Source organism: Anaerovorax odorimutans (assembly GCF_024459955.1).
Lineage (GTDB): Bacteria > Bacillota > Clostridia > Peptostreptococcales > Anaerovoracaceae > Hominibacterium > Hominibacterium odorimutans_A.
In genome coordinates this window covers 1-12,330 of the sequence record NZ_JANFXK010000025.1, presented here as the reverse complement: position 1 = coordinate 12,330, position 12,330 = coordinate 1, and the positions used below count along the sequence as shown (strand labels likewise).

At 51.2% G+C, this 12,330-nt stretch carries 12 protein-coding genes; 1 reads left to right on the top strand and 11 read right to left on the bottom strand.

What is annotated here, in order from left to right:
* Positions 1 to 44 precede the first annotated feature (44 nt).
* Positions 45 to 1,778: a phospho-sugar mutase gene (locus NE619_RS16205; protein ID WP_256133507.1), complete on the top strand. Its 1,734-nt coding sequence runs from the start codon at positions 45 to 47 to the stop codon at positions 1,776 to 1,778.
* A 54-nt stretch (positions 1,779 to 1,832) separates the two neighbouring features.
* Here the strand turns inward: NE619_RS16205 and NE619_RS16200 are convergent, their stop codons facing one another.
* The 11 genes from NE619_RS16200 to NE619_RS16150 all read right to left on the bottom strand — a co-directional run.
* Positions 1,833 to 2,780, bottom strand: a complete 948-nt coding sequence (locus NE619_RS16200) for an AEC family transporter (RefSeq protein WP_256133506.1) — start codon at positions 2,778 to 2,780, stop codon at positions 1,833 to 1,835.
* Positions 2,781 to 2,820: 40 nt separating this feature from the next.
* The gene (locus tag NE619_RS16195; protein ID WP_256133505.1) at positions 2,821 to 3,243 is read right to left on the bottom strand and encodes a PaaI family thioesterase; all 423 of its coding nucleotides are present in this window, start codon (positions 3,241 to 3,243) and stop codon (positions 2,821 to 2,823) included.
* A 204-nt stretch (positions 3,244 to 3,447) separates the two neighbouring features.
* A complete protein-coding gene (locus NE619_RS16190) occupies positions 3,448 to 4,764 on the bottom strand; it encodes an acetyl-CoA hydrolase/transferase family protein (RefSeq protein WP_256133504.1) in 1,317 nt (438 codons plus the stop codon).
* Between the two features lie 32 nt (positions 4,765 to 4,796).
* Entirely contained in the window at positions 4,797 to 5,237 is a 441-nt protein-coding gene (gene fabZ, locus NE619_RS16185; RefSeq protein ID WP_256133503.1) for a 3-hydroxyacyl-ACP dehydratase FabZ, read from the bottom strand.
* Between the two features lies 1 nt (position 5,238).
* A complete protein-coding gene (locus NE619_RS16180) occupies positions 5,239 to 6,021 on the bottom strand; it encodes an acyl-CoA dehydratase activase (protein WP_256133502.1) in 783 nt (260 codons plus the stop codon).
* A gap of 32 nt (positions 6,022 to 6,053) precedes the next feature.
* Entirely contained in the window at positions 6,054 to 7,181 is a 1,128-nt protein-coding gene (locus tag NE619_RS16175) for a 2-hydroxyacyl-CoA dehydratase subunit D (protein ID WP_256133501.1), read from the bottom strand.
* Position 7,182: 1 nt separating this feature from the next.
* On the bottom strand, positions 7,183 to 8,394 hold the full coding sequence (locus tag NE619_RS16170; RefSeq protein ID WP_256133500.1) for a 2-hydroxyacyl-CoA dehydratase subunit D: 1,212 nt from the start codon (positions 8,392 to 8,394) through the stop codon (positions 7,183 to 7,185).
* Positions 8,395 to 8,415: 21 nt separating this feature from the next.
* Complete coding sequence (locus NE619_RS16165) at positions 8,416 to 9,183, bottom strand: enoyl-CoA hydratase/isomerase family protein (protein ID WP_256133499.1); 768 nt, start codon at positions 9,181 to 9,183, stop codon at positions 8,416 to 8,418.
* Between the two features lie 12 nt (positions 9,184 to 9,195).
* The gene (locus tag NE619_RS16160; protein WP_256133498.1) at positions 9,196 to 10,053 is read right to left on the bottom strand and encodes a 3-hydroxyacyl-CoA dehydrogenase family protein; all 858 of its coding nucleotides are present in this window, start codon (positions 10,051 to 10,053) and stop codon (positions 9,196 to 9,198) included.
* Between the two features lie 13 nt (positions 10,054 to 10,066).
* A complete protein-coding gene (locus NE619_RS16155) occupies positions 10,067 to 11,272 on the bottom strand; it encodes a thiolase family protein (RefSeq protein ID WP_256133497.1) in 1,206 nt (401 codons plus the stop codon).
* A gap of 13 nt (positions 11,273 to 11,285) precedes the next feature.
* Positions 11,286 to 12,330 (bottom strand): electron transfer flavoprotein subunit alpha/FixB family protein (locus NE619_RS16150; protein ID WP_256133496.1); only part of this gene is annotated, 1,045 nt, incomplete at its 5' end.

Sequence of the window (12,330 nt, the reverse complement as noted above, 5' to 3'; positions counted from 1 at the left end):
TTCAGTATATCACACATCAACTCAGGAAGTGAGGGAAGAGAGATATGTTAAATAAAGAAATCAATGACCGTTATCAGCAGTGGCTTTCCAGCCCATATTTCGACGAAGATACCCGGGCTGAGCTGGCGGCCCTGACCGATGAAAAGGAAATCGAGGACCGGTTTTACTGCGATCTGGAATTCGGGACCGGCGGTATGCGGGGGATGCTGGGCGCCGGCACCAACCGTATGAATATTTACCTGATTCGCAGGCTGACCGCAAGCTTTGCCCGGGTCATCGCGGATCACGGAGAAGACGCCAAACAGCGGGGCGTAGCCATTGCCTATGATTCCCGTCGTTTTTCCGAAGAATTTGCTCTGGAAACAGCGCTGGTTCTGGCGGCCCACGGTATCAAATCCTATCTGTTTTCCTCCCTTCGTTCCACGCCGGAGCTGTCCTTTACCATACGGTACATGGGTGCGATCGCCGGAGTCATGGTAACAGCCAGTCATAACCCCAAAGAATACAACGGATACAAAGTCTACTGGGAGGACGGCGCGCAGCTTCCGCCCGCACAGGCCGATAAAATCATGGAAAAAATGGCGCAGTGCGGCTGGGACGTTCCTGTCCTTTCTAAAGACGAGGCCCTGAAATCAGGACTTTTACAGATGGTGGGAAAGGATGTGGACGACCCTTATATGTCCTGTGTTCAGGAGCAGCTGCTTCATCCGAAAATGGATCAGGAAAAAGGCGGCAGCCTGAAAATCGTCTATACACCGCTCCATGGGGCGGGCCGCGTATTTGTGGAGCGGATTCTTGCAGACAACGGATTTTCCCAGGTCTTCACAGTGCCTGAGCAGGCGCAGCCGGATTCCGAATTTTCCACGGTGAAAGTGCCCAATCCCGAGGACAGCGGCGCCTGGGAGCTGGCCCTCAGGTACGCCGAAGAACAGCAGGCGGATCTGCTCCTTGCCACGGACCCGGATTCGGACCGTCTCGGCGTCCAGTGCAGGGACAGAGACGGCAAATATCAGCATTTGACAGGCAATCAGGTGGGAGCGGTTTTGGCCAACTATATTATCGGCTCACAGAAAGCGGAAAACCTGCTGCCTGAGGACGGCATCATGCTCCAGAGCATTGTTTCCACGGCTCTGACGGAAAAGATGGCGGAGGGATTCGGCGTGCCGCTGAAAAAGGTTCCGGTGGGCTTTAAATTCATCGGAGAGCAGATTAAAAAAATGGAAGAAGCCGGGAAAGGAAGCTTTCTCTTCGGCTTTGAAGAGAGCCTGGGATATCTGAAGGGAACTTACGCAAGAGATAAGGATGCGATCCTGGGAGCTGCGCTGGTTGCGGAGGCGGCGCTCTATTACAAGACGACGGAAGGAAAAACCCTGCCGGATGTCCTGGAAGATCTCTTTGAAACGTACGGCTATTTCCTCGATGAGCAGGTAGCCTGTACCCTGATGGGCAAGGACGGAAAGGAGCGGATCGGAAAGATCATGGAACTCCTCAGCGCGGATGATCGCAGCAGCCTGGGCGGGCAGAAAATCGTCAGCCGGGAATACTACGGCCAAGGCAGGCAGCTGAAAGACGGGCGGCTTCAGGATATGGATTTCCCCAAGGTCAACATTGTGGGCCTTACCTTTGAAAACGGCGGCTTTATCAAAGCCAGACCTTCCGGTACGGAACCCAAGATTCGTTTTTATTTCTGCATTGCCGGGACCTGCAAGCAGGACGCGGAAGAAAAGCTGGAAAAAACCAAAAAGGATTTCTTTTCCGCAATTGAACATCTTCTGTAATAGATAAGACAAGGGAGCTATCGTCTTCATGCGATAGCTCCCCTTTTAATTTGCTTACAGGATCACCTGATTGATAATGTTAATGGACAGCGGAATCGTCACCACAGAGATCAGGGTGCTCAAAAATAAAATCTTGCTGGCCATGGTCTGATCCTCGCCCTCCTGCTCGGCCAGCATGGAGACCATCGCAGCGGCAGGGAAACAGCATCCCAGCACCACCATCGCCTTAATCAGGGGATCAATGGGCAGGAATACGGTCAGAGCATAAGTCAAAAGCGGTAGCAAAAACAGCTTGTTGACAGCCGCTTCGATGACGATATGGTCCTTTACAATCTCCAGCAGATTGCAGCCTGCCAGCGTGGAACCGATGAAGATCATTGCCATAGGGGTGGAAACGTTTCCGATATACAGCAGATATTCATCCACCGGCCCGGGCAGTCCCACGTGGGTCACACTGACCAGAAATCCGATTACCAAAGCAATGATATTGGGATTGAACAATACCTTGAGAATCGCCCGGATTACAGCCCGGGGCGTGCGTTTTCTCACCTCGTCCTTGTTGCGCCGCATCAGCCGGACCCCATAGGCGAAGAAGAAAAAGTTCATGGCCGCGTTGTGGGCCAGCATCAGGAAAAGGCCCTCTTCCCCGAAAAAAAGCAGCGTAATGGGGAATCCCATAAAGCCATTGTTGGGGCAAAACGAGGAAAATTCCACGATATGGGAAAGCTCCCGGGGCGTCTTGCGCAGCCGGCAGTACCAGTATTCGTAGCCTGCGTAGATAAAGAAACAGGCCAGCGTCAGGAGCAGCATGAGCAGGAAATTGAAAACCAGCCGGCTGTTCATCTCCAGCGTGCCCAGGTTATGTACGATCATGCAGGGATAAGCAAAATAGACGATAAACTTATTGAGCCCGTGGTTCATGTTATCGTCTAAAAAATTGATCCTTCTTAAAAAATATCCCGTAAACAGAATCGCAAACAGAACAAAATATTTTGCGTACATAGTGGTCTATCTCCCTGAATTGTCAAAAACGGCTTGCGGCTTATTTCTTGAATGGCACGAATGTTCCGGAAGCTGTCGCTACGATCTTACCGCTCTGTTTTTCCCTGGCTACGCAGGTAGCGCGGATCAGGGTCTTGCCCATGCTGGTAATCTGGGTTGAAAAGATGAATGCTCCGCTGAGAAAAGGCCGGATAAAGCTGACCTGCAGATCGGCGGTGGAAACGCTGCCCTGCCCCTGAAAGGCCGCCGCGCAGACTCCCATTGCCGTATCGAACATGGACGCGATCGCGCCTCCGTGAATTTCGTTCCTCTGATTCCACTCCCACTCCTGGGTACAGAACAGAATGTCCGCCGTCATTTCCTCTTCATCGGCTCCCAGGAAGAAAGGGTCCAGCATATTGTTGAGCCGTATCTCCTTGGGCTGTTTTATATGGTTTAAAATTTCCTGAAAACGTGCTTCCATATATGTAAAATCCTCCTTTAAATAAATTTTTTCGTTTGCGCCTTTTTATGCGTACTCTTTATTATAAAACAAAAAGTACGAATGGACCACTAAAACAAATTTTTTTCGTTATATTATTGAAAACAGAGAGAATGTCTGCCGATCAAAGATTGGAGACATTCTCTCTGTTTATATATTGTTAATGTTAAAAGAAGGTCGTATTTCTTAAAAATAGATCTGGCCCGCTGATTTACAATAGTCGTTAAATTCTTCTCTCAGCTGGTCTCTGAATTTCGGATGGGCAATTCCGATTAGCGCTTCCGCTCTCTGTTTGATAGATTTGCCAAACAAATGGGCAATGCCGTATTCCGTAACTACATAGTGTACGTCCTGCCTTGTGGTAGTGACCGGAGTTCCTGGTTTGAGTACAGCGGAGATTCGGGAAATTTCGCCGCCTTTGGCCGTTGACGGCAGAGCAATAATCGGTTTCCCATTTTTCGCCTGCTCAGCGCCTCGAAGAAAATCCAGCTGTCCACCCACTCCGCTGAAGGTTTTCGAGCCAATGGCATCGGCTACCACCTGCCCCATGAGGTCCACCTCCAATGCTGAATTGATAGCGACCATATTATCGTTTTGGGCAATGACAGCGACATCATTGGTGTAGTCCACCGGCATCAGCTGGATCATGTTGTTGTTATCCACATATTCATACAATTCCTTTGTTCCCTGCACGAAGGTGGAAGTAATCTTTCCCCGGTTAATGGATTTTTTTCTGCCGTTAACGATACCCGCTTTTACAAGGGGAATCAGATTATCGGAAAATACCTCCGTGTGGATTCCCAGGTCTTTTTTATTTTCCAGAAACTTAAGAATCGCGTTGGGAATGGTTCCCTGCCCCATCTGCAGAGTAGCTCCGTCCTCAATCAGGGTCGAAATATTATAGCCGATTTTTTCGGCTACCGGATCGTCGCTGCTGATGAGCGGGATCTCATAGATATCCTCGTCATGCTCTACGAAATAGTCAATATCCGATACGTGTACCAGAGTATCGCCGCACAGGTGAGGCATTTTGTGATTGACCTGTGCGATAGATACCCTTGCTTTCTCAATGGCTACACGTGTCTGATCGCACGAGGTTCCCATATTGACATAGCCGTTTTCATCGGGAGGCGTCACCTGCACCAATGCGATATCGCAGGGCATGATTCCTTCACGGATAGCCCGCGGCTGCGCATAAAAATGAATCGGCAGGAACTCTCCTCTGCCCTCCTGGATGCATTTTCTGTTGTTTTTTCCGCAGAAAAAGCTCACATTGACAAAGGCCTCCTTGTATTCGGGAGCCGCATAGGGCGCATCGCCTATGTTAAGGCCCTGGTTGATTCTTACGCCCTGCAGTTCGTCCTTTCTTTCCAGCAGTTTGTTAATCAGGTACTGAGGCTCTGCCGCTGCGTGAGCAGGTACGATACTGTCGCCTGATTTTATATGGCTCAGCGCCTCCTCAGCGCTGACAGTTCTTTCTCTATATGTTTTTTTCCAGTCCATCTTATATCAGTGTCCTTTCTGTCCGGCGCTTTTCAGCGCATTGCCAGCGTCACCAGTCCTGTCGTAGAGACTTCGCCCTTATTATGGACGACAGCTTCACAGGTAACGACTGCTTTCGGTTCGTTTACTTTCACAATTTTTGCTTCAATCTCAATTTTATCGCCGGGCTCAATCTTTCTTTTGAACTTCACCTGATCAATGCCAATGAAAAGAGGCACTTTGCCCGCGTATTTGTCCATGGACAAAAGCAGCACATCCGCGGTCTGCGCCATGGATTCCACGGTCAGCACGCCCGGCATCACCGGCTCGCCCGGGAAATGTCCCCGGAAAAAATCCAGCTCCGGATCCAGATAAAAGGCTGTTCGGATTGTCTCGCCGGGTACCATTTCCAGCACCTCGTCTATTAAAAGCATTGGCTCTCTGTGTGGGATGATTTCTTTAATCTGGTTTTTATTCATTTTAATCGTTTCCATTTTATTTCTCCTTTTTATGGCTGATATCGTATGCCGAGACCGCGGCTCCGATGGCACCCACTGCCTGGCAGTAGGGGGCTACCGCAACCTCGCAGCCCATTTCCTTTGACATACATCTTACCATATCCTGGTTCAAAGCGACACCGCCGGTCATGACCACTTTGGGTTCGTATCCGACTCTTCCGGCCATGCCCATAACACGTTTGGCAATAGCCATATGGGCGCCTCTCGCGACATCTGATACCTTTTCACCCGCAGAAAGCCTTGAAATAACTTCACTCTCAGCAAAGACTGTGCAGACGCTGCTGATCGATATTTCTTTTGTGGATTTTTCGGCAAAGGATGATAGTTCGTCAATCCTGCAGCCGAGGACTCTCGCCATGACCTCCAGAAAGCGGCCGGTTCCGGCAGCACATTTTTCATTCATGACAAAGTTGGCCACCTGCCCGTTTTCGCCCAGCTTGATCGCTTTTGCGTCCTGCCCGCCGATGTCGATGATAGTGTGGATATCCTCCATTAGAAAGCTTGCGCCTTTTGCGTGGCAGGTAATCTCCGTAATCTGTTTATCGGCGCCCTTAAAATTGATTCTTCCATAACCGGTGGCAACGACGAACTTGATATCTTCTTTGCGCGCCCCTGCCTGCTCCATTGCGTCTTTCATCACCTCTTCATAGGCGTCTGTTCCGGTGCCCAGATTGAGAACAGAGACTGCCGCTATTCTTTTTTGTTCGTCTAAAATGGCAACCTTCGATGAAGATGAGCCAATGTCAATTCCTAAATACATCGTCCTTTCCCTTTCTGCGTTGTCCCTGCCTCTTAAGCAAGCATCTCCGCAAAGCTCTGAACTCTGGTTCTGATCTGCTCAAAGGAATCCATCTGCTGATCAATCTCCAGATACAGCATCGGTATGCCTGCTGCTTCCAGCTCTTTTTTATAGATTGGGTAGTCGAATTCCTCAGGATCACAGAACTTCATCATGAAGATTACAACTGCGTCGGCTTCCTTCTCTTTCACCATGTCAATGAGCATCTGTCCCCTGGATTTCTCCTCTTCATAGAGAAAGGTATCTCCCCGCTGATCGCAGATTCTTCCGGCCATCCTTTGCCATACGCTGCCCTCTGTTCCTCCCGGAGTGCGGAATTGTCTCGATTCCTGAGCCAGGTCATCGGCAGCAAACGCCAGCTGATTTTCTTCAAATATATCCAGCAGCTCCGCGGGCTCCGCCAGAAGCCCGGTGACGACCACTCGGTTTCCGGCAAACGGTTTCTTTTCTTCGTCTTTCAAGCCAGCGATAATCTCACGTATATCCTGCGTATATTCCCTTTTATCCATGAAGTATCCGGCTTTAATAAGCAGATGCCTCCTCTTGGCTCCAATGATCTGAGGATACTCGGCCGCCGTATCGGTAAATTCCCTCATGGTCCGTCGGTATTCTTCGTAAAGCTCCCAGGCTTCTTCCAAATCGTCATCGCTGAGTGTACGACCTGTTATTTTTTCCATTTCTCCCTTTACCCGCTGTAATTCCTCAGTCATATATACAAAACCTGCGTCAATGCTGCGGTTTTGGGGATAAACAATCGGTACGATGGGTATATGGGGAACCGCGGCCTTCCAGTTTTCGCAGATACATTTCAGCGTATCGCAGAAGGTAGGAAGGATAATTCCCTTCAGCATGTTATAAGTCCCCTTCAAGCCGTATTCGATGTTGGAGCGCATGATGGAGCAGCAAAAGCTCTGCAGGTATTTATCCGCCAGCTTCAGCTCTGTTTTTCCGCCCCACATGCCTACGGGCAGAAGACCTGCCGCATAGATGATTTCTTCCGGCGTGTAGATCGGGAAACAGCCGAAAGCGTCCTTTCCGGTCTTACGAATCTGCTCGGTAACGGTCTTTGCCGGGTGGAGAGCCGCGGTTTCTAATTTCTTAATAATATCCTGGTAGCTCATCTTAACCCCTCCTCTTCGCTTCCTTGTTTTTTTCCATCATCTCGACCAACGCCTGGATTCTTGTCTCGTACTGCGCCTCTGAGAAATTCCTGGGGTCCGTCTGGTCTCCGTCAAACACAACTGAAGGAATTCCTGTTGCTTCGGCGATTCTTCTCTGAACCTCATACTGGCGGAAGTCCATCAGCTTGCAGCTTCTGTTGGAGTGATAAACGATTCCCTCTACGCTGAAATCATCGACCAGTTTTTTCATATTGTCGGTGTCGTAATCCAAATTGCGGTTGGCATAGTTGGATGCATAGGCCTTTGCCATACCGGAAAGATCATTGGTCTCGTAGCGCACATTCCAGGATTCGGGATAAGTGGACGTTACCATATTGATGCCGTATTTTTTCAGAGTTTTGAAGGTTACGGCCAGATGCGGCCAGCAGGCGATCCCGTCCCAGATGATCCGATACTTTTCCTCAGCGGAGTTCCAGGGTCCCTTTCCTTTCTTGGCTTTGGCCTCCATCTCATCGTGCCATAGCTTGAACAGCTTGTGTCCGTCCTCGTTACCTCTCATGCAGACAATCATCGCCATATAGTTAAACATATCAAAGCCGTTTAACGGCGATGGTTTTACTTTGGCCCAATCGGTCGCTTTTTTCCACCACTCACAGGTAGCATTGGAAAGCTTCATAACCTCACCGAACTTATCATAATCAAATTTCTTCTTCGTAAAATCCTCCAGCTGCTTAATGGCATATTCGATCTGCCCCCTCATGTACTTTACACTGTGGGCCGGCACCTCGTATGTATGGTTAAATGGCATGTCAAACATAATCAGCGGTATATTCAGCTTTTTTGCCAGATTTTCATACCATTTAATGACCGTATTGCAGATGTTGCTGCAGCAGAAAATCAAATCCGGAAGCGGAATGTCCTGCGCCTCGGCGTGTCGGATATCCGCGTATCCCATGTTTACTCTGGCATAGGAACAAATATCCGCGGAATAGCCTTCGGCCTCGGAATGTTCAATAAAGGTCAGCGCCTCTTTTCTTGCTCCGATGGCAGCCGCGTGATTCTCTGGGTAAACGGTCACCAGACCCATTGTTTCCAGCAGTTCCTGCGGGCAGATCGAAGTGGCCCAGACGACGGGTCGTCCCTCTTTCTTAGCTTGCAGAGCACCTTCATAGTGCTTTGCCACCAGATGATTGAGCATTTCTTTTGATGTCATAATTGTGTCGCCTCCTCTTGGCTATTTGTTCTGAAAGGCCGGCTTTCTCTTTTCGAGAAACGCACGCATACCTTCTTTTTGGTCTTCGGTGGTGAAAAGTTTTGCCCAGTTTGCTGCCTCAATGTCAATACTTTTGTTTTGGTCCGGCTCTTCCTGGCCCGACCTGATTGTAGCTTTAGCGGCGGCCAAAGCAATTGGCGCTCTTTTAGCCAGCTTTTTAGCCAGCTTCATAGCTTCATCAAAGACCTGATCGTCCGCAGTCACGCGATTGACAAGGCCCATTGCCTCCGCCCTCTCTGCCGTGATAACGTCGCCTGTAAAAATCAGTTCCTTCGCTCTGGCTTCGCCGATGATCCTTGGAACGCGAACCGTTCCTCCTGCTCCGGGCATGATTCCCAGTGTCACCTCCGGGAATCCCATCTTTGCGCCCTCACCGGCAATGCGGATATCCGCCGTCATAGCCAGCTCCATGCCGCCGCCCAGCGCGTAACCCTCAATGGCTGCTATGACCGGTATGCTCAGATCCGCGATCTTGTTATAGGTGGGGGAAAAGAGAAAGGCTCTCGCCTCCTGCTCATTGCACTCGATCATCTTCTTAATATCCGCCCCTGCGGCAAAATTTTTCTTGCTATGAAGGATGAGACAGCGAATGTCCCGATCCTTCATAACTTCTTCCACCAGATCATCCATTTCATCAATGATACTTCTGCTGAGGGCGTTTAAAGCCTCCGGTCTGTCAACGCTGATGATCGCGATGGTTCCTTGTTTTTTCAATAATACCTGTGCCATGTGGTCCGCCTCCTATTTACTGTAATCGTAGAAGCCTGCGCCCGTTTTTCTGCCCAGTCTCCCCGAATCCACCAGTCTTTGGATTACCGGACTTGGCCGAAAGCGTTCTCCGTAACCTTCAAACAGGATCTGGTCAACGCTTTGATTGAGGTCGTGTCCTGTAATGTCCAGAAGGGCGAAGATCCCCATCGGGTGCCCCAGTCCGTATTTACAGATTTTGTCCACATCCTCCGGCGTACACACGCCTTCTTCCACCAGCCTGCAGGCCTCCAGATAAAAGCAGTGGAACAGACGGTTGAGGCCAAAGCCCACCACATCTTTTACTTTTACCGGCTCTTTGTCGATGTCCTGCAATAATTGGGTGGTAATGTCAACTGTTTCATTATCGGTCAAAAGGGCCGGGATGACTTCCACCAGCTTCATGACGCTGGCAGGTGAGTTGAAGTGGGTGCCGATAAATTTACCTTTTCTCTTTTCCCCCACGGCTGATGCCAGTTTTGTAATGGAGATACTGGAGGTATTGCTGGCAAGGATTGTACTTTCTTTGCAGATTTCATCCAACTGTCTATAGATTCCCTGCTTAATTTCCAGATTTTCCAGTACGGCCTCTACGATAAAGTCGCAGTCCGCCATATCGGAAAGATCTCCCGTAGGCGTTACTTTTGCCAAAGAAGCTTCCTTTGCTGCCTCATCCATTTTTCCTTTTTTTATGCTTTTATCCAGGATCGCCGTCTGCTTTTCTTTACCTTTTTCCGCTATTTCCCGGGAAGTGTCGCTGAGGACTGTCTCGATTCCGGCCTGTGCGAAGCATAAGGCAATTTCCGCACCCATCATGCCGGCGCCTACCACGCCCGCTTTTTTAATATCCATTGTCTCTTTCCTCCTAACGTCCCTGCAAGTTTTCAATCAGTGTTGATACACCAAGCCCGCCGCCGCAGCAGGAAGAGAACATTCCGTATCTGCCGCCGCGCCGCACCAGTTCTTTCATGGCAAAGATGCAGACTCTGGCGCCGGATGCTCCGTTGGGATGTCCGAAGGCGATAGCTCCCCCGTTGGGGTTCCAATTTTCCATGTTCATCGTCTCTCCGGTCATATTTTCCATTTCCTTGATTACACTGAGATTCTGGGCAGCAAAGGCCTCATTACACTCATAGATATCAATGTCGTTCATTTTCAGACCCATTTTATTTAAAATTTTGCAATTGGAGTATGCCGGCCCGATTCCCATAATCTTAGGATCAACGCCAACATCCAGGCCCACTACCCATTTTGCCATCGGCTTATATCCCAGCTCTTCGGCTTTTTCTCTGCTCATCATGAGGACAAATGCCGCGCCGTCATTTCTTCCCGAGGAGTTGCCGGCTGTCGTCACGCCATCCGCGAATACCGGTTTCAGCTGTTCCAGCCCCTGCATCGTTGTCTGCGGCCGCAGATGTTCGTCTTTATCTACGGTTACTTCCGGCCCCTTCCTGCCGTATTTTACGGGAATAGGGAGTATTTCTTCTTTGAAATATCCTTTTTCAACAGCAGCCGCTGCTCTTTCCTGGCTCCTCAGCGCAAATTCGTCGCAGGACTGTCTGTCAACGCCCCACTTCTCAGCCATTAAGTCGGAGATGGCAATCATAGAGATATCGTCGGCATCGTCCGGCGCGAGGCGCAGCGGCGCCGCTGCGGGAGCAATCGCTTTATATGGTTCCACGGCTGTGGAATATTTGTAATATGTCTGGCTGTGAGATTCCGCTCCGCCGCAGACAGCCGTATCAATAAGACCGGCCTGAATCTGCAGGGCCGCATTGTTGATACAGGCGATGGACGAACCGCACTGCATCTCTATAAATGTGGATGATGTCTCATAGGGAAGCCCTGCCAGCAATGTGGCGTATCTGGCAAGGTTATGGGTATTTACGTCTCCCGACGCGCTCCCCGCGAATACGGCATCTATGGCGCCTTTTTCCAGTATCCCCGTCTTTTCGCAAAGGCCTTTGATGGTCATACCTGCCAGCTGTGCCGGTGTATACGGCCTCAGGGCGCCGCCCATTCTGCCAAAAGCCGTACGGACTCCGTCTACAATTACAACTTCTCTTGTCATGCTCTCACCTCCATTATTCGGCGTCCCACTGAGCGATGATCTCGGGGATGACCTTTTTCAGGTCGCCGCAGATGGCGTAGTCGGCCAGCTGCATCATCGGCGCTTCCGGGTCCTTGTTGATGGCCACGATGATATCGGAGGTCTGCATTCCGGCCAGGTGCTGGATGGCCCCCGATATCCCGCAGGCAAAATAAATGTTCGGCTTCACGGTGGTGCCCGTCTGCCCGACCTGATGCGACTGATCGATCCATCCGGAATCCACGGCCGCGCGCGAGGCTCCCACCACGCCGCCCACTTTTTTCGCGAATTCTTCCATGAGGGCGAACCCCGAGGCGTCCCCCAGTCCCCTTCCGCCGCTGCAGATGATCCTGGCGTCGGTCAGGGAAACCAGTTCTTTGGCTTCCTTCACCACTTCCAGCACTTCCACCCGCAGGTCCTCCGGGGCCAGCTCCGGAGCCAGCTTCACCAGTTCCCCGGTCCTCCCCGCGTCCTTCTCCAGCTTTTCCATGACGCCCGGGCGCACCGTGGCCATCTGCGGCCGGGTGCTGGGCGTGACGATGGTGGCCATCAGGTTGCCCCCGAAGGCCGGCCGGGTCTGCTTGAGGCCCTTGTCGCCGTCATCCGCGTCCAGCCCCGCCAGGCTGGCGGTGGTGTTCTTTTCCAGGTACTCCATGTAATCGGCGGTGTCGATGTCCAGTCTGGTGCAGTCGGCGGTGAGGCCGGTGTCCAGCCTGGCGGCGATCCGGGGGGCCAGGTCCCTTCCGACGTGGGTGGCCCCGAAGAGCACGATCTCCGGTTTTTTCCGCCGGATGGCGTCGGTGATCGCCCTGGCGTATCCGTCGGTGGTGTAATGGGCCAGCAGCGGATGGTCGATCTGATAGATCCGGTCGGCCCCGTAGGCGTACAGCTCCTGGATCAGGTGGTCCGTCTCATGGCCCACCAGCACCGCGCACACCTTCGTTTCCCCGCTGATCTCCCGGGACAGCCTGCGCCCCTCGCCCAGAAGCTCCAGGGCCACGTTCATCAGTTTTCCGTCTCTCTGTTCGGTATACACCCAG

What these genes read in the sequence shown, in the direction of transcription:
- NE619_RS16155 (WP_256133497.1), bottom strand. Translation starts at nt 11,272, where the DNA reads ATGACAAGAGAAGTTGTAATTGTAGACGGAGTCCGTACGGCTTTTGGC.
- NE619_RS16180 (WP_256133502.1), bottom strand. Translation starts at nt 6,021, where the DNA reads ATGTATTTAGGAATTGACATTGGCTCATCTTCATCGAAGGTTGCCATT.
- NE619_RS16190 (WP_256133504.1), bottom strand. Translation starts at nt 4,764, where the DNA reads ATGGACTGGAAAAAAACATATAGAGAAAGAACTGTCAGCGCTGAGGAG.
- NE619_RS16170 (WP_256133500.1), bottom strand. Translation starts at nt 8,394, where the DNA reads ATGACATCAAAAGAAATGCTCAATCATCTGGTGGCAAAGCACTATGAA.
- NE619_RS16160 (WP_256133498.1), bottom strand. Translation starts at nt 10,053, where the DNA reads ATGGATATTAAAAAAGCGGGCGTGGTAGGCGCCGGCATGATGGGTGCG.
- fabZ (WP_256133503.1), bottom strand. Translation starts at nt 5,237, where the DNA reads ATGGAAACGATTAAAATGAATAAAAACCAGATTAAAGAAATCATCCCA.
- NE619_RS16205 (WP_256133507.1), top strand. Translation starts at nt 45, where the DNA reads ATGTTAAATAAAGAAATCAATGACCGTTATCAGCAGTGGCTTTCCAGC.
- NE619_RS16165 (WP_256133499.1), bottom strand. Translation starts at nt 9,183, where the DNA reads ATGGCACAGGTATTATTGAAAAAACAAGGAACCATCGCGATCATCAGC.
- NE619_RS16175 (WP_256133501.1), bottom strand. Translation starts at nt 7,181, where the DNA reads ATGAGCTACCAGGATATTATTAAGAAATTAGAAACCGCGGCTCTCCAC.
- NE619_RS16200 (WP_256133506.1), bottom strand. Translation starts at nt 2,780, where the DNA reads ATGTACGCAAAATATTTTGTTCTGTTTGCGATTCTGTTTACGGGATAT.
- NE619_RS16195 (WP_256133505.1), bottom strand. Translation starts at nt 3,243, where the DNA reads ATGGAAGCACGTTTTCAGGAAATTTTAAACCATATAAAACAGCCCAAG.